Below are 18143 nucleotides of genomic sequence, written 5' to 3'. Positions count from 1 at the left end.
TACCATTAACATATATTGATGTGGTATAAAAATGGGCATAATTAGGAGTCTAAAAGATATATGCAAACACCAAATAATCATGATAAAGAAGAACCTGGATCGTTATTTTATAACGAAGAATGGCAAGTAGTGACAGAAGATTTAGCAGGTCATTATCCGCAAGGACTGACGGAATCTGAAACTCAAAAACGTATTGAGCAATTTGGCTTCAATGAGGTAACAAGTAAACCAACACCAAAGTGGTTAATTTTTTGCGACAATTTAACAACGTTATTGTATATATTCTGATTGTTGCTGCATTGCTAACATTGTTAATGCGACACTATTCTGATGCGATTGTTATTGGTTTGGTTGTTGTGATTAATGCCTTTATCGGATATTTTCAAGAGGTGAACGCATCTAATGCACTTGAAAATATTAAGCAAATGCTATCTGTTAACGCTACTGTTATTCGAGACAACATGCGGGTTTATATTCCTGCACGTGAATTGGTACCAGGTGATCTAGTTTATTTAGAAGCTGGTGATAACGTCCCAGCAGATCTACGATTACTAGATACTGATAATTTAAGAATTCAAGAAGCCACACTAACTGGTGAGGCCGATTCTGTTTTGAAGGATAGTCTGGTTTTACCAAAAGACACACCACTAGCTGAACGAAACAATATGGCATATGCTTCAACGGCTGTTAGTAACGGTAGTGCTACTGGAATTGTTGTCGCGACTGGTATTCATACCGAGATTGGCCAAATTTCTAAAAATGTGTCTGATGCAACGCAGAATAAATCACCCCTAACAAAAGAATTAGATAATTTAGGTAAGGGCATTTCTTGGTTTATTATCTTTGTGGCAGTTGCGATGTTTGCTTTAGGCTGGTTTATGAATATCTATACGTTACCAGTACTGGCTATGGCTATTATTACGATGATTGTTGGGTCCATTCCTGAAGGGTTGCCCGCTGCAACGTCGGTTATCTTAGCCACAGGTGTTCAAAAACTGACGAAGCAACAAGCGATTGTTAAAACACTACCAGCTGCAGAGACACTGGGTGCTGTTGATATCATTGCATCTGATAAAACTGGGACGTTAACTAAAAATGAAATGACGCTCCAAGATATATTGATTGATGAACGCCATTATCAATTGACCGGAACCGGTTACCAGCCCAATGGCGATATTTTATGGCAGGACCAAATCATTGATCCAACAACTGATGAAAAATTAGAGATGTTCCTAACGATGGGGCAACAAGCCAATGACACCTTCTTAACCGAAGATAAAGGCCAATGGGTGGTGAACGGTGAGCCGACTGATGCGTCATTTTTGTCAGCTTATTATAAAGCCTTTGGTGTTAAAGAACCAAAGTTAAAAGAGATTGATCGTATCCCATTTGATTCGGATTATCGTTATATTGCACGTCTTGTAGAAAATCAAAAGGGTAAACGTTTCATTGCGATTAAGGGTGCGCCAGATGTGCTATTTAAGCTATCTGAACAACAACAAGACTTTAAGCGACAGTATTGGGATGATGCTTCTGAAAATTTCGCACAAACGGGTAAGCGTGTTATTGCGGTTGGTTATCTTGATGTGCCAGATAATACACAAGAAGTTACACATGAACTTCTGGCGGAACAAGGGATTCAGTTACTTGGTTTAGCTGCCATTATTGATCCACCGCGTCCTGAAGTGATTCAGTCAATTGCGGATATGCGTCAAGCAGGCATTCGTGTCAAAATGATTACCGGTGATAGTCCATCTACTGCGAAAGCTATTGGGCAACAGTTGGGATTATCAGATGACATTCAGACAATGACGGGTTCAGAGGTTGAACGCTTATCGGATGATGAGTTGAGAGATGTTGTACCGCAACGTGATATATTTGCACGTACAACACCATATGATAAATTACGTATCATCAAGGCTTATCAGGCCAATGGTTTGGTCACGGCGATGACTGGGGATGGTGTGAATGATGCACCAGCTTTGAAACAAGCTGATATTGGTGTGGCGATGGGTATTAAAGGTACTGATGTTGCGAAAGATTCTGCAGACATGATACTAGCTAATGATGATTTCTCAACAATTAAAGTTGCAATTAGGCAAGGGCGACGACTTTACGATAATATACGTAAAACTATTTTATTTTTGCTACCGACAAGTTTTGCTGAAGGACTGATTGTTGTCATGAGCATTTTACTACGACAACCGATGCCTTTAACTCCAACACAATTACTTTGGATTAATATGGTTTCAGCAATCACTATTCAGTTAGCCTTTATATTCGAACCAGCTGAACCGGGCATTATGAAACGTCTACCACGTAAAACAACCAATAAGTTAATGAGTCGCCATGATGTGATACAGATGACTTATGTTAGTGTCATTATAGCAGCGGTTGCTTTAGTTACGTTTGAAACATTGAATGCGTCTGGAACTGCCTTTGAAGTGGCCAGCACTGTTGCCGTGAATATTATTATTTTTGGTAAAATATTCTATTTATTTAATATTCGAACATCTGCACCAGCGTTTAGTTCTGCTTTATGGGGTAATCCAATGGCCTTCATTGCAATTGGAATAATGATTGTATTACAGCTCATTTTAACCTATGTACCATTTATGCAAACAGTCTTTTCAACGCAAGCCTTACAATTCAATCATTGGCTGTTGATTATTGCTACTGGGTTTATTGTATTAATTGTTGCTGAAGCTGATAAATATTGGCGTTTAAAGCGCAATAAAAAAGCATTATTCTAATTAGGAGAATAATGCTTTTTTACTGTTCAATAGCAGGTAGTGTTTTGACAAATATCAATGCGGCAATTTTAGCAGTTACACCAATTTGTTGTTGGTCATTATCTAGAGATTGGATATAAAAGCCGTCATCAACGCTGAGATGCCCCGATAATCGCCATTTGGAATTAATCGTAATGTGAAGTGTCTCGGAGAAACGTAATAATTCATAATCGTCAGCTAATGCTGTAATCACGAACTTGTCGTCCTCGTGAACAGAGCTTAACGCATCAAACTGATGCGGGGGTAATTGATAATCTTGATTAGGAATAGGTAGTCCGCTTGGGTTGGTTGAAGGGAAATTGAGAAAGGCGTCTAAGCGGTTCGTAATGTCAAATGAAGAATCATGATCAAAGGCATCAGCACTTTTATGTGCTTCAGCTAAACTCATTTTGAGGTGGATAACAAAAAATGTTTCTAAGATTCGATGTGCACGAATTAATTTCATCGCCGTCTCATAGCCCTGATCGGTTAATTTCATGCCGTGATATGGTACAACTTCAATATCACCGTGTTGACGTAGGTGTGTTGCCATTTCCGAAATTGATGCCGGTGTTAAATGTAAATGTTCTGCAACCGATTTATTGGCAACGAGGTCTTGTTTTGGACCACTTAATTCGAAAATTGTTTGAAGATATTGCTTCTTAGACATAGATACTGACATATTATTGTCCTTTCAGGTAAAATTATACTTTAATTTAAGTTTAATATATAGTAAAATTTAAGTGCGCCTAAATACAGAATAAAAGTAAGGAGAAGTGGAAGTGTATGTTTAAAATTGAAAATCTCTCGGTGGGTTATCAAAATACTCAGATATTAGATAATCTATCCGTAGAGTTCCCCAGTGGCGCAATAACTGGTATTATCGGTCCCAATGGAGCGGGAAAATCAACCATGATTAAAGGGGCGTTAGGTTTAATTAAACGCCAAAATGGTGTAGCTCGTGTTGATCAAAGGCCTATTGAGTCTCATCGTGAACAAGTAGCCTATGTTGAGCAAAGAGCTAATTTAGATTTAACATTCCCAATCAATGTGTTTGATGTTGTTTTGAGCGGTTCATATGGCCGTCTAGGGCTTTTTAAGGAGCCAAGTAAGCAAGACAAGCAAAATGCGTTATCTGCTTTAGAGCAAGTTAACATGCTTAATTTTAAAGAGCGTCAAATTGGTGATTTGTCAGGCGGACAATTACAACGTGTCTTTGTAGCACGTGCGATTGTTCAAGCAGCGCCAATTGTCATATTGGACGAGCCGTTTGCTGGTATTGATATGAAGAGTGAAAGCGAAATTATGTCAATCCTTAAAACATGGCGAGCAGAAGGCAAAACAATTATTGTGGTTCATCATGATTTGAATAAGGTAACAGATTATTTTGATCACTTGATTATTTTGAACCGTGGTATTGTGGCCGCTGGTCCTGTCGCAGAAGTGTATACCAAAGATAATGTCTCTAAGGCATTCAGTGCAGACCTCGGTAATGTCTTGTTTACAGATGATAATGATTCTAAACAAGAGGGGGTTTCCCATGAATAGTATTGTAAACTTTATTGACGCATTAGGTCAATATAATTTTCTACAAACAGCCTTGATTACATCAATCCTAGTGGGTATTATGTCAGGTTTGGTTGGTAGCTTCATCATTTTGCGTGGTATGTCATTAATGGGCGATGCCATTTCCCACGCTGTTTTACCAGGTGTGGCCGTTGCGTATATGCTTGGCGTTAATTTGCTTATCGGTGCGTCTGTGTTCGGTATCGTAGCAGCTTTGTTAATTGGTTTTGTTTCAACACACAGTAAGTTAAAAAATGATACGGCAATTGGTATTGTGTTCAGTTCTTTCTTTGCCCTTGGTTTCATTTTGATTTCTATGGCAGAGAGTACCACTAATTTGCATCACATTTTGTTTGGAAATGTTTTGGCTGTTAGTGATTCTGATTTAATCACAACCGTTATTGTTGGCGCATTGGTTGTCTTGTTCGTCGTAGTTTTCTTCAAAGAACTGTTAATCTCATCATTTGATGAAACATTTGCACGATCATATGGATTAAAGACACAATGGTTACATTATGGTTTGATGATTGTGTTGACATTGGTCACAGTGTCTGCATTACAAACTGTTGGTATTATTTTGATTGTAGCAATGTTGATCACACCAGCAGCGACTGCATTCCTATGGACAAATAAATTGAAGTTTATGTTAGTCTTGTCGGCTATCTTAAGTGTTATTGCCTCAGTTGTTGGCTTGTACTTGAGCTATACATTTAACTGGGCATCTGGACCATCAATCGTCTTAACAGCTTCAATATTCTTTATCATTTCATTTATTATTTCACCAAAACAAGGCTTCTTGACATCAAGAATTGCAAAAAAGGGAGAACCCAATGTTTAAAAAAGTTGCAATCACACTGATTGGTTTGTTTGTTGTTATTGGCGGTGTTTTATGGTTTGTTAACCATGAAAGTAGTAAAAAATCAACGGCGCATGACAAGTTGCGTGTTGTAACGACTAATTCAATTTTAGAAGATATGGTCAAAAATGTTGGTGGCGATGATGTTTCAGTATACTCAATTGTTAAGCGTGGTACAGATCCGCACGAATACGACCCACGTCCAACAGATATTTCAAAGACAACTGAAGCGGATGTTATTTTCCACAATGGTTTGAACCTTGAAACTGGTGGTAATGGTTGGTTCTCTGAATTAACAAAGAATGCTAACAAAAAGGATGACAAAGAAGTATTCGCAGTTTCAAAAAATGTGACACCAATGAAGTTGACAAGTAAAGGTCAAACAAATGAACTTGATCCTCATGCTTGGTTAGACTTACAAAATGGTATTTCATACGTTAAAGTCATCAACGATGTATTGAAGAAGAAGGATCCAAAAAACGCTGATGATTACCAAAAGCGTACAGATGCTTATGTTAAGAAGCTACAAAAGTTAGACACACAAGCTAAAGAAAAGTTTGCAGATATTCCTGAAAACAAGAAGTTGTTGGTAACCTCAGAAGGTGCCTTCAAGTATTTCTCAAAAGCTTACGGCTTAACACCAGCATACATCTGGGAAATTAACACAGAATCTCAAGGAACACCTGAACAAATGAAGCAAGTGTTGGCTAAGATTCGTGCTACAAAGGTACAATCATTGTTTGTTGAAAGTTCAGTTTCACCAAAGTCAATGGAAAAGGTATCTAAGGAAACAGGATTACCAATCTATTCTAAGGTCTATACAGATTCTCTAGCTAAAGAGGGAACTGATGGTGACACTTACTACGGTATGATGAAGTGGAACTTAGATCATATTCATGATGGTTTGAATAAGTAATCATCAAAAAAGAACGTACAGCTTTAAAGCAGACGTTCTTTTTTTGTGCGCTTAATTTTAAAATTCTGATCTTAGGATGCCCATAACAAAACTGTCATGATATTGACCTTCAGCGAAGAAATGTTGTCGTAGACGGCCTTCATTTTGGAAACCAATTTTCTCATAAATATGAACAGCAGCTTGATTATCAACGTCAACATACAGGTAAACTTTATACATATTTAAAACATTAAAAGCGTATTCAATACCTTTTTGCATTGCTTCTTGGGCTAGGCCTTGACCTTGGAAATCCTTGTCAACGATGATTTGAATTTCAGTATTACGGTGTAAGTCATCGATATACATTAATTCAACAACACCGGCAAATTGTCCGTCGACATCGATAACAAAGCGACGTTCAGTTTGATCTAAAACATGCTTTTCGTATAATAGTTCTAGTTCATCAAATGATGTATAAGCTTCTTCAAACCATAGTGCCATGACACCACGTGCATTCTCTTGATTATAAACATATGGGAGATCTTTTCGTTCTAAAGGTCGGATTCTCATATCATACTCCTTAGTTATTTAAATCCATTATAGCATCTTCTTTTTAGCCGTAATATTCGCTATGATAAGTATATGACATCTGTCAAGGGGGGCTAATAGTGGTGGATAAGGGATATATGAATGAAAATTATGACGTTATTATTATTGGTTCAGGTAGTGCGGGCCTAGTCAGTGCAATTCAAGCCTATGAGCTTGGCTTAAAGCCCATCATCATTGAAAAAATGCCAAGTATTGGTGGTAATACAAAACGAGCTTCATCAGGTATGAATGCTGCCGAAACGACTGTACAACAGAAAAAAGGTATTCAGGATACAACAACGTCGTTTTATGATGACACGTATCGTATTGGTCACCAAAAGAATGATCCTGCTATATTAAAGTATTTTGTTGCGCATAGCAATCAAGCAATCGAATGGTTAGCGCAACATTATATTTTGCTTGAAGATCTTACACTCACTGCAGGTATGACAAAGAAACGAACGCACCGACCAGCATCTACAGCACCAATCGGCCAATATCTCATTAATGGTTTATTGTCACAGATAAAAACGTATCACATACCGATTTTATTATCTACAAAAGTCACCGCTTTAAAGCAAAATAGTCAAGGTTGGATTAATGGTGTAGCCATTTCAACAAAAGAGTTATCAAAAGAAACAGTATTAGACGGCCGAGCAGTTATACTAGCAACAGGTGGATTTGCTGCGAATCAGAAACTCATTCAGCAATACTCACAGCTAATTGGTTACCCAACTACTAATCAAGTAGGCGCTACTGGTGACGGTCTATTTTTAGCAGAAAATGTTGGGGCGCAATTATGCAATTTAGAAAATATTCAAATTCATCCAACTGCACACGTTAATCAGGTCACCGGACGCACTTATTTAATCGGTGAAGCTTTGCGTGGTGAAGGGGCGATTCTTGTTAACCATCAAGGAGAGCGCTTTGTAAATGAACTAGCGGATCGACAGATTGTTTCTGCAACCATTGAACACGATAGTTTTTTGATTTTTGATCAACGTATTCGTGAACGTAGTCAGGCTGTCGATTTTTATGACAAAATGGGCTTTGTTCAGCAGGGAGAGACAATTTCAGAACTAGCAACCCGGACACATTTGGATACCAAGAGACTACGAGACACCCTAGAAAATTGGGAGAAGAGCGTCAGAGCACACAACGATCCAGATTTTAAGCGACCAATACTGTCGCAACAACTACCGTTTAAATCACCATTCTACGCCATACGGATCCAACCAGCTGTCCATTACACTATGGGTGGTGTTCGAATTAATACTAAAACAGAAGTGATGAATGCACAGCAAGAAGTTATTCATGGTCTCTTTGCGGCTGGAGAAGTGACCAGTGGTTTACACGGTGATAACCGTGTTGGGGGAAATTCAATTGCTGAAACGATTGTTTTTGGACAACAAGCTGGTCGCCAAGCTGCGCAATACATTCAACGTTTAGTCAATTAAAAGCGAGCACTTCAGTGTACAAAAACAACGATTCGGCGTTATGATGGTTTTAATGGCAGAAGGAGGTGTCTGTAGTTATGACAGTAGGATTCTTAGGCCGCTTGATACCAGTAGCCATCATGCTTGTTTTGGTTGTTGCACTATTTCTTATCACCACTTTCATTGAATTGTGGTATAAAAAAGTGAAACAGGTTGATTTATCGCGTACGAAAAGGAAGATAAAATTAACCAGTATAACGTTATTATTGTGTATTATATTTTTGGCTTTGGTTGCTGTCTTAAGTGGTCTATTTTATCAATAACAACATATATAAAAAGCAGCTATTGTGGTTAGTCACAACAACTGCTTTTTTATGTGGTATTAACTTAATACCTTTAACATAGCGACATTAAAATCAGGAATATCGTTTGGATTACGACTTGTCACCAGTTGACGATCGACTACCGCAGATGCATCTTTAACGATTGCCCCAGCATAGTACAAATCTGGTTGTACACTCTTATAAGCCGTCATTTTTCGACCTTTAGCTAATCCTGTTTGAATAAAGAGTTGCGGTCCGTGGCAAATCGCAAATACTGGTTTGTCTGCTAATAAGAAGTAGCGGACAAAGTCAACGAAACGCTCATCTGCTCGTAATTGGTCAGGTGAAAAACCACCAGGTAATAATAACGCATCAAAATCCTTTGGTGAAACATGGTGAATGCCAGCGTCAATAGTGACTTCTGTACCATGCTTACCAGAAACAATATTATCAGCGTCTTTTTCAATAAATGTTACGGTATGACCGGCGTCCTTTAGGGCGCCAACCGGGTCAGTGAGTTCAATATCTTCAAATAAATTTGTGACTAGAACAGCTACTTTTGCCATAAATGACCTCCTCATTTTTAACAATCATACAAAATACATTATTCTATTTTCATTATACTCACGATAGAGAAGTAAGGTATGTTTACTGCTCAAAGCACAATATTATGGGAAGAAATATCATTCATAAATGTATTTTTGCTATAATAAAAGCATTACGACCAACTTTGGTAAAGCATGTTTTAAAGGATGTCCAGACATGGCAAAAATTAAATTTCATATCGCATCACAGACAGAATTAGTGTTAGATGAGGCTGCCCAAGTAGGAGATAGTATTGATTTAACGGATGAGCAAAACATTGACACATCAATTATCAATGGCAAAATAGCTGAAATACTGGATGATAAGTTAGCACAAGCTAAGGCAGAGTGGCTCGTACAGCAACGTCAGCAAGCAAAAGCCGAATTAACGGCGCAACTGCAGCATCAAAAAGAAACATTGCAGACATCTATCACCGATAAAGAAAATAAAATTGTTGCACTAGAAACGCAGCTAAAAGGTATTTCACAGCAAAATGCTGTTGAACTACAAGCACAACTCATGAAAAAGATTTGGACCTACAGGACACATTAGCTCAAAAACAAGTGGAAATTACATCGTTGACATCAAAAGTTGAAGCTGTCAGACAACAAAGTCAATCTGAATTAGAAAATGCCTTGATTAAAAAAGAGGCTGCCGTTCAAAATGAACTCGCACAACGTGATCAAAAAGTTGCTGAATTAACAACACAGCTAAAATTAAAAGATCAAGAAAAACAATTACAGTTAGCCACGGTTCAAGGTCAATATGAAGCCCAACTTAAAGCGGCAACTGATCAAGTCGAATTTTATAAAGATTTTAAAGCACGTCAATCAACAAAAGAAATTGGTGAAAGCTTAGAACAATATTCACTTAATGAGTTTAATAAAATTCGACCGTATGCTTTTCCTAATGCATATTTCGAAAAGGATAATCAATTATCCGAAACGAATTCTAAAGGTGACTTTATTTTTAGAGATTATCAAGATGGTACTGAATTTATTAGTATTATGTTCGATATGAAAAATGAAGCAGATACTACTGCAACGAAGCATAAGAACGCTGATTTCTTTAAAGAATTAGATAAGGACCGTCGTGAGAAGCAGACTGAATATGCGGTGTTGGTTTCATTACTTGAAGCAGATAATGATTATTACAACACGGGTATTGTCCAAGTAACAGACTACGAAAAAATGTATGTCGTTCGACCACAATTCTTTATTCAGTTTATTGGTGTGCTACGTAATGCTGCGTTAAATAGTGTTGCCTACAAGCAAGAACTTGAGCAAGTCCGCGAGCAAAATATTGATATCACACATTTTGAGAGTGATTTATCTAGCTTTAAAAATGCATTCGGTAAAAATTATCAAAGCGCTGCAAATAACTTTAAAAAAGCGATTGAAGAGATTGATAAGTCGATTGCCCGTATGGAAAGCGTTAAGAAAGCTTTAACCACATCTGAAAATCAATTAAGGTTAGCGAATAATAAGCTAGATGATGTTAGTGTTAAAAAGCTGACGAGAGGTAATCCAACAATGAAGGCGAAGTTTGAGAGTATCAATGACGCTATGATTAAATAAATATGGGATAGCAATAGTATGACAGTAAACACACCGAAAATTAGACAGTTTGAATATTCACAAAATGGGTTAGATTATTTGAAGCATACTCTTTCATTAACTCAGGATGAGAAATTGTTTTTTGATTATCCTATTGTATACATTGTAGAAGACGAAAACAAAACTAGCAGTAAGTACCAAAAAAGTACGTTCGATGTATATGTAGGAGAGGCAAATCGGTTAGAACAGCGAACACGTCAACATCTTAACGATAAAAATGATAAATTACAGAAGTTAACACACAATCCTCATGTATATGCAATTGGGCATGATATGTTCACTAAATCTATGACACTAGATATAGAGAATCGTTTAATTAATAATATGATGGGGATTGATAGAGTAAAATCGTTAAATGGTCGTGGTAACCAACAAGGTCAATACTATACGTCTAATATGACTGATGAAATATTTCATAAAATTTGGAATAAACTTCATCACGAAAATAAAGAGTTGATACCACCACTAAACGTCGTCAGAGATTCTGCACTTTTTAAAGCCAGTCCATTTCATAAATTATCTGAAAAACAACGTAAGGCTAAAAATGAAATTATTTCGAGAATAGAGTCGGCATTATCTACTGAAGATGATGGCCAATTAATTATTATTGATGGTGCAGCAGGAACGGGGAAAACAGTATTATTGAGTTCATTATTTTTTGAACTATCTTCACATGGTCAAGGAGAATTCGCAAATCCAATCATTAATAATTTAGATTCTTATTTACTTGTTAACCATGACGAACAATTAACAGTTTATGATCAAATTGCTAAAAAATTAGGACTCTCTACTAAAAACCACGATAAAAATTAGGACTCTCTACTAAAAACCACGATATAGTTAAAAAACCAACCACATGGATTAATCATCGGCCCGTTAACAGTAAGGCTGATGTGGTATTAGTTGATGAGGCACATTTATTATGGACGCAGGGAAAACAATCTTGGAAATCAGGATGGCAATTGGATGAAATTCGTAAGCGTGCAAAAGTAACCGTAATTGTTTTTGATCAAAAACAAATCTTACGCTCTGAACAACATATCGATTCAGAGCATATTGCAACCATGTTCTTATCTGCAAATTGTGTGGTTAAACTAGAAGATCAATTTAGAATTGATGCATCTGACGAAACAATTAAATGGATTGAAAATTTTGTTGAAGGCAGTATTGATGCAATTCCGTATGATAATAAATATGATCTTAAAATTTTTGAAGATCCTCTAAAGATGTATCACGAAATTATTCATAAATCTAAAGATCAACAGAATGGATTATCTAGGATGTTAGCTACTTTTGATTGGGAATATAAACAAGGTAAAAGTGGATACGGAAAGAATGATAAGTGGACTGTTATAGCTGATAATTTGGAATTACCCTGGAATCTAGAAACAAGAACTTCAAAAGATAAGCAACGTAATCGTGGATTATCATGGGCTGAATCTGATTATTCTATTAATGAGATTGGTTCAACATTTACTATTCAAGGATTTGATTTAAATTATGCTGGGTTAATTCTTGGTCCCTCAGTAATATATCGTGATGGTAAAGTGTCATTTGATTCATCTGCCTCAGCCAATAAAAATGCCATTAAAAAACGTAACGGGAAAGACCATGCAGTAGAACATTTAAAAAATGAATTAAACGTCCTTATTAAACGCGGTGTTCATGGATTATTTTTATATGCTGTTGATTCGGAGTTACAAAAAGCACTATTAGACGCTCAAAATAATTAATGCATAAAACAAAAAAGCCGGAACCGAAGTTCCAGCTTTTTTAGTAGCTCGTGAGAGAATCGAACTCTCGATTCCGCCGTGAAAGGGCAGCGTCTTAGCCACTTGACCAACGAGCCATGGTCAATTACGTTGTTCGTAATAAACAACTATATTAGAATACCAAGAATATACAGATTCGTCAATATATTTTTGCTGTTTGTCAGCATTTTTTATATTAATTTACTTCAAGATTGTCCATATTTTAGGTCATACAAAATGCAACATATCTACATATTTAAACCGCTTATCACAGAAAGCGGTTTTTTGCTGATTAACGCTGTTATGCTGGCACCATAGAATATTAATAAGGAGCAACCATATGCTAGAAATGAAACATATTAAAGTGAACTACGGTAATTTTGTCGCATTGGACATGGGCTGTGATATTACGATATTAGAACATGATATTGTTGGGATTATCGGCAGTAATGGTGCTGGAAAATCAACACTTATTAAAGCACTGACGAATCAGGTGGCTTATAGTGGTGAAATTAATAAACCTAACCACATTGCAGTGCATTTACAAGAAAATAATTATCCGACGACTGTGAATTGTCGCACCATTTTGGAAGGGCTACTGCAGACAAGCTACCGAAAAAATCAACGATTGATTGAACTAGTTAAGTTTTTTGATTTTGAAAAGAATTTAAATCAGAAATTCTCACAGTTATCTGGTGGCCAAAAGCAACGCTTAACTATCATCATGGTACTTTATCAAGATGCACCGTTAACTTGTTTTGATGAGTTGAGTACGGGTTTAGATTTTGAAACGCGCTGTAACTTAATGAATAAAATTAAAAGTTGGTATGCTAATAAGCCCGCCATGATTTTACTCATTACACATTATTTCGATGAAATCGAAAAATTAGCCAATAAACTTCTGATTATCGATCATGGGCGTGTTATTGATTATGGGCGTATCACCACCTTATTTGAAAAATATATAGGTTATTCAGCTATTATTGTTGATTGTCCAGAAGGTGTTACTGTGCTAAATGACTATCAAATAGTTCGTGGTGAACAGGGACAAACTGTCATTGCATGCAAAAACAAAAGTCATCAGCAACAAATTGTTAACCATTTAAACCAACAGGGATATCTCTGTTCCGTAACACAAAATAGTATTAATTTGATTTATTTAAATGCTTTATCAGGTATTACAAAAGAAAGATCGGGACAATAATCATGTGGCATTATATCAAATTCGAGTTAAAAAATACGGTCGGTTATAGCCTTGCCATGATTGTCGGTGGATTATTGCCACTTATGTTAGCCATCGGTAACTATCATGCAACGCCTGATCCTATAGCTAACCAAGCATTGGCCAAAGGGCTATTTGCCACACTATTGCCGATGATTCCATTGGGACTGGTAATATTACCTTTTACTATTGCTTTTGGACGGGATACGACAGATGGTGTAACCGATCGACTTGTTTTATTTGGTTATAGTTTGGCAAAACAGCTCATCGCAAAGTTTGTCTCAGTGTTCATTTTGGTAAATATCATTACTGTTATTTACTGTTTAACATTGCTGCACATTTTACCATTACCAAATTTGTCTATTTTAAGTATGATCAATATCTTTACAAGTATCAGCATTTTATCATTATCATTGTATTTACTAGCATTTACGATTGCACAAGTATTCCAAGGATTTCATTTGATACAAGGTGTAGCAATGGTATTTTATTTTGGTATCGCATTTTTAACTGGAAGCATGGGGACGTTTCAACTACCTAGTACAATAGAAAGCGTGATGCAATGGATACCATTTTCAATTTTTCGGGAAACGCTTAAAGCACACTGGGCAACAGGATTTTTATCAGACATGCAGTCGCAATGGTTTAAAATGATTGTGTTTTTATTCATAACAGTTGTCTTATTTTGTCTGGCGCAATATTATCGTTATGCTAAAAGGCATATGTCATCACTACGTATTTTGATAAAATAGTTTTAAGTTAGTAAGTATGTTGCGACATGGGGATATATATGGAAATTAAAATCAATGTGAATGAATCGTTAAATGATATAGAGGTTGTCATTTCAGGAAACGATTTAACAAAAATGACAGCTATTGCAAAACAGCTACAAACAAAAACAGTTGAAACACATAAATTGGTAATCAAAACAGCCGATGACATTCACGTTGTGGCGCAATCAGATATTTTAATTGTGGAAAGTTTTGGCAATGATTTATCTGTAACATTAAAACAACAACAACAGCTAACCACTCGCAAAACATTGAAGCAATTTTTATCTTCTAATACTTCACATTTATTCGTACAAATCTCAAGGTCAATGGCTATTAATTTAAACGCACTAGTACGCATGGAATCCGCATTTTCTGGTAATTATTATGCCTTTTTAACAGACGGAACCCGAGTTACCGTATCACGAAGATTTATTAAAAATATCTTGAATCGCTTAGAGGGGAGGGCAGACAATGAAACAGTTTAAAGATATATTAATCGGTGTTGGCATTGGATCATTCCTATCACTATTATCTGTAACGTTAAATCATACCACATTATCTATACCGCAATTTGGCTTGTTAATGACAATGAGTGCAATAATGGGGTTACTATCTATCGTGTTCAGATATGATCAAATCACGTTTTTAACACAGTTTATCAGCCATTTTATATTGGAAATGCTTACCTACGGTTTCTTTATTTGGTTAACATTTGGTGATTTGAAAATTGTGCTCAGTAATGTTCCCACATTCATCATAATTTATATCATTATTTTCATTTATATTCGGCAGCAAGCACGTGCCAACGCTCGTCGAATTAATGAACAGCTTAAGAAAAAGAAGTCACAATCATAATCTGTTAGAATAGAAGAAGATAAATTTAGAAAGTCATGTCATCTATTTATGCCAAAATATCTTATTCTAACTGAAAAACCGTCTGCTGCCGCAAACTTTGTCAAAGCATTAGGTGGTCAAACTGGTACGTTTGGCACATTTACCTATAAAATTACACATTTACGTGGCCATGTGATGACGCTAAAAGATCCGGAAGCAATGGTTTCTGAGGACTTAAAAAAGCAGTATAAATCCTGGCAGATTAAACATTTACCCTGGCAGTTATCCGATTTCTCTTGGGCACGAACGTATATTCGTCAGCGTAATATGCGCACAGGAAAGATAGAATCCACAAAAAAATTAGTCGATGAGTTAAAGAAAGAATCGCAGACTGATTACGATGCGATTGTGATTGCAACCGATACAGATCCCTCTGGTGAAGGAGAATTATTAGCTTGGGAAGCATTAGAAGATATTAAGTGGCACGGAGTAGTATTGCGTGCTAATTTTATGGACGAATCATCGCACGGTATTCAAACAGCCATGAAAAATTTACGTGATGTCTCCGATAAACATCAAGATGGGGATTATATCAAAGGTGAAAGTCGTAATCGATGGGACTTTGCTTCAATGCAGCTCACACGCATTGCGACCACAGCGGCAAAAAAGCAAGGTTATAAGGTCGTTGCCCGTGAAGGTCGGTTAAAGTCTGTTATTATTTGGCAAATTTATGCGCAACTTGAAGCAATTAAACAATACATTAAGAAGCCTTACTTTGAAGTGAAATTCAAAGATCCTGCTGGACATGTTTTTAGTCGCGCCGTTTCAAATGACGAGAATATACCTTGGCGTTTTGCAACCAAAGCACAAGCACAAGCACAAGCACAAAACGATATGATGCAGTATCATGACAGTGCAATTAATAACGAGAAACATCAAACTCGTCAACAAATACCTGGGAAATTACTTGATTTAGCTGGTTTAGCAGCCATTTTGGCACCACGTGGTTTTTCTTCCAAAGAAGTTCTCAGTACTTATCAAAAAATGTATGAAGCGCAGATTGTGTCATATCCACGTACGGAAGATAAAACCGTAACACCAGAACAATTTAACGAACTATTACCTAAGATTGATCAGATTGCGAAAGTTGTAAATGTGGATCCGCAGCTACTAACGCATCGTCAGCCACGATCAACGCATGTTAAAGCAAAAGGGGCTCACGGCGCTAATAGGCCAGGGGAATCCGTACCAACAAGTTTAACCGATTTGTCCAAATTTGGTACTAGTGCACAAGCTATTTACGAAATTGTAGCAAAAAACTACCTTGCAATGCTTGCTGAAGATTATGTATATGATCATGTAACGGCTGATTTAAAAGATTATCCAACTTTTAAAACTGCTTTTAATGTACCAATTGAATTGAACTTTAAGGCAGTATATGATTCACAACGTGCTGTAAAAGTAGACGATGAACATGATGATGATCAAGCGCAGGGGAAACAGTTGGGACCGATGGCTGGTCCATATCTGTATGAAGGGGCGAATAAAAACCACAAGCACCGACAACAAAGTGGATTATGGCATTTTTGGAAAAGCATAATGTTGGCACTGGTGCGACTCGAGTATCAACATTAGCTGATATGAGCCGTGGTACAAAGGCGATGATAAAAGAATTGCGTGGTAAATTAACTTTAACTGAAACGGGTCAAGTTTCAGCCGTTATGGTTAAAGGAACATGGATTGCCTCGCCAAAAATCACCAAACGTTTATTTGAAATGATGGATCAAGTTGGTCGCTTTGATATGACAATGTCTAAGTTGCTCGAATCGGTAACCCAGGTTGTGATACATGATATGCCAATTATGTTAGAAAATGCTGAGTCATTAGAATCTCTTTTGGGCAAACCAAAAGCCACACCCAAAAGAAAAGTTTCTGAAAAAATAACTGGTCAATTTAATGGCGAAATGATTTCTTTTGCTAAAGAATGGAGCGGTCATGTTTTTACAGAGGACGAAATTATAAAGCTATTACAGGGTCAAATCATTAGCTTTGAAGCAAAATCAAAACGTGGCAAACAGTATACAGCAACTGGTAAAATGGCTAAACAAACGTTTAAAGGTCATGCGTTTTATGGTTTTAAATTGAATCCAAAGTAAAAATATATCGTTGTTGTTTTATTTTATTTGCATATGGTTGAACGAATTATTATCAGTACTTAATTAAAGTTAGAGAATAAATATGATGATTTTAATACTTTTGAAGCGTATAAATGGAATATTGGCTTGCTAATTTGCGATAATCAAGAATTCCTAGAGTATATACTTATTATCCGTGGAATTATGAAAAATTAGTTAATAATACCAATTTATTCGTATTTATGAATCATTGTTAAGTTAAATAACTGTAGTTATTGCAAAAATAATTTATTTATTAGTTAAAAGTTGGTGCTAATTGTTACTATAAGCGATTATATCTTGGATAGCTTAAGAAGCATTTAATAAGGAACGCCTGTAAATCAACGTTTACAGGCGTTTTAGCGAGTTTTAGAATACGAATGATTAAAACATATGAAGAATACATAGAAATAGTAATAATTTATAAGCCATGTATAGGCTGTTAGTGTATGTATTTAAAGAGATTTAGTTAACATAGCTTTCGATAATATATATTATGTTAACTAAAATATATGTGGCGGATTGCAAGTCATTTACCAGATGTTTAATCAATTGGTAAAATTACGGAAATGTTTTTGTAATTTCACTAATTGATTTTTGATTTGTAAGACACTCCTTATTCTATTGTACCAATGTCATACATTAATGTTAAATCACTGTCCACGATTTCTAATCATTATTTTAAGGCTGTTTAACATCTTGATTCCACAACTAAATTGCCAAAAAATACAGATACTTCAAACTTTTACGTTT

The 18143-nt window shown here is 36.3% G+C and carries 14 protein-coding genes, 1 tRNA gene and 3 pseudogenes; 14 read left to right on the top strand and 4 right to left on the bottom strand.

The features are described from left to right. Window positions 1-60: 60 nt before the first annotated feature. A pseudogene (locus tag LEUFL_RS11895) lies at window positions 61-2753 on the top strand (HAD-IC family P-type ATPase). A 19-nt stretch (window positions 2754-2772) separates the two neighbouring features. On the opposite strand, the gene LEUFL_RS10230 reads toward LEUFL_RS11895, so the two are convergent. After that, the gene (locus tag LEUFL_RS10230) at window positions 2773-3453 is read right to left on the bottom strand and encodes a metal-dependent transcriptional regulator (RefSeq protein WP_010008353.1); all 681 of its coding nucleotides are present in this window, start codon (window positions 3451-3453) and stop codon (window positions 2773-2775) included. 104 nt (window positions 3454-3557) lie between these two features. On the opposite strand from LEUFL_RS10230, the gene LEUFL_RS0106665 reads away from it, so the two are divergent. Genes LEUFL_RS0106665 through LEUFL_RS0106655 form a run of 3 tightly spaced genes read left to right on the top strand, consistent with a single transcriptional unit; the run spans window position 3558 to window position 6109 of the window. Next, complete coding sequence (locus LEUFL_RS0106665; protein WP_010008351.1) at window positions 3558-4319, top strand: metal ABC transporter ATP-binding protein; 762 nt, start codon at window positions 3558-3560, stop codon at window positions 4317-4319. Beyond that, window positions 4312-5175, top strand: coding sequence for a metal ABC transporter permease (locus LEUFL_RS0106660; RefSeq protein WP_010008350.1), 864 nt, complete (start codon window positions 4312-4314; stop codon window positions 5173-5175). Before LEUFL_RS0106665 ends, LEUFL_RS0106660 begins: the two co-directional genes overlap by 8 nt. Beyond that, entirely contained in the window at window positions 5168-6109 is a 942-nt protein-coding gene (locus tag LEUFL_RS0106655) for a metal ABC transporter substrate-binding protein (RefSeq protein ID WP_010008348.1), read from the top strand. Before LEUFL_RS0106660 ends, LEUFL_RS0106655 begins: the two co-directional genes overlap by 8 nt. Before the next feature lie 57 nt (window positions 6110-6166). On the opposite strand, the gene LEUFL_RS0106650 is transcribed toward LEUFL_RS0106655, so the two are convergent. Next, window positions 6167-6658, bottom strand: a complete 492-nt coding sequence (locus tag LEUFL_RS0106650) for a GNAT family N-acetyltransferase (protein ID WP_010008346.1) — start codon at window positions 6656-6658, stop codon at window positions 6167-6169. A 116-nt stretch (window positions 6659-6774) separates the two neighbouring features. Here LEUFL_RS0106650 and LEUFL_RS0106645 point away from each other — a divergent pair, with 116 nt between their 5' ends. Then, window positions 6775-8133 carry a flavocytochrome c gene (locus LEUFL_RS0106645; RefSeq protein WP_050792589.1) on the top strand — a complete coding sequence of 453 codons (1359 nt, stop codon included), beginning with the start codon at window positions 6775-6777 and terminating at the stop codon, window positions 8131-8133. A gap of 77 nt (window positions 8134-8210) precedes the next feature. Then, entirely contained in the window at window positions 8211-8435 is a 225-nt protein-coding gene (locus LEUFL_RS0106640) for a hypothetical protein (protein WP_010008343.1), read from the top strand. Between the two features lie 59 nt (window positions 8436-8494). Here the strand turns inward: LEUFL_RS0106640 and LEUFL_RS0106635 are convergent, their stop codons facing one another. Continuing rightward, complete coding sequence (locus LEUFL_RS0106635; protein ID WP_010008342.1) at window positions 8495-9001, bottom strand: type 1 glutamine amidotransferase domain-containing protein; 507 nt, start codon at window positions 8999-9001, stop codon at window positions 8495-8497. A gap of 196 nt (window positions 9002-9197) precedes the next feature. Between LEUFL_RS0106635 and LEUFL_RS11890 the strand changes: the two are divergent. From LEUFL_RS11890 to LEUFL_RS13320, 3 genes and pseudogenes are all read left to right on the top strand, one after another. Next, window positions 9198-10597: pseudogene (locus LEUFL_RS11890) on the top strand (DUF2130 domain-containing protein). Between the two features lie 18 nt (window positions 10598-10615). Beyond that, window positions 10616-11449, top strand: a complete 834-nt coding sequence (locus tag LEUFL_RS13325) for a DNA/RNA helicase domain-containing protein (RefSeq protein ID WP_141557421.1) — start codon at window positions 10616-10618, stop codon at window positions 11447-11449. A 23-nt stretch (window positions 11450-11472) separates the two neighbouring features. Beyond that, window positions 11473-12369, top strand: a complete 897-nt coding sequence (locus LEUFL_RS13320) for a DNA/RNA helicase domain-containing protein (protein ID WP_141557420.1) — start codon at window positions 11473-11475, stop codon at window positions 12367-12369. Between the two features lie 44 nt (window positions 12370-12413). Here LEUFL_RS13320 and LEUFL_RS0106620 read toward each other — a convergent pair. Next, window positions 12414-12485 (bottom strand) — tRNA-Glu (locus LEUFL_RS0106620). A gap of 242 nt (window positions 12486-12727) precedes the next feature. On the opposite strand from LEUFL_RS0106620, the gene LEUFL_RS0106615 reads away from it, so the two are divergent. The 5 genes and pseudogenes from LEUFL_RS0106615 to LEUFL_RS11880 all read left to right on the top strand — a co-directional run bounded on the left by LEUFL_RS0106615 (window position 12728) and on the right by LEUFL_RS11880 (window position 17372). Then, a complete protein-coding gene (locus LEUFL_RS0106615) occupies window positions 12728-13591 on the top strand; it encodes an ATP-binding cassette domain-containing protein (RefSeq protein ID WP_010008341.1) in 864 nt (287 codons plus the stop codon). A 2-nt stretch (window positions 13592-13593) separates the two neighbouring features. Then, window positions 13594-14361, top strand: a complete 768-nt coding sequence (locus LEUFL_RS0106610) for an MFS transporter permease (protein WP_010008340.1) — start codon at window positions 13594-13596, stop codon at window positions 14359-14361. A gap of 38 nt (window positions 14362-14399) precedes the next feature. Further along, window positions 14400-14867, top strand: a complete 468-nt coding sequence (locus LEUFL_RS0106605) for a LytTR family DNA-binding domain-containing protein (protein ID WP_010008338.1) — start codon at window positions 14400-14402, stop codon at window positions 14865-14867. Beyond that, on the top strand, window positions 14854-15237 hold the full coding sequence (locus tag LEUFL_RS0106600; protein ID WP_010008336.1) for a DUF3021 family protein: 384 nt from the start codon (window positions 14854-14856) through the stop codon (window positions 15235-15237). The genes LEUFL_RS0106605 and LEUFL_RS0106600 overlap by 14 nt, the downstream gene beginning before the upstream one ends. A 48-nt stretch (window positions 15238-15285) precedes the next feature. Next, window positions 15286-17372 (top strand): annotated as a pseudogene (locus LEUFL_RS11880) (DNA topoisomerase). Window positions 17373-18143 lie beyond the last annotated feature (771 nt).

The sequence above is a fragment of the Leuconostoc fallax KCTC 3537 genome, from assembly GCF_000165675.1.
Lineage (GTDB): Bacteria > Bacillota > Bacilli > Lactobacillales > Lactobacillaceae > Leuconostoc_B > Leuconostoc_B fallax.
Note: the sequence above shows the minus strand (reverse complement) of the source record. Positions and strands in the feature narration are given on the sequence as shown.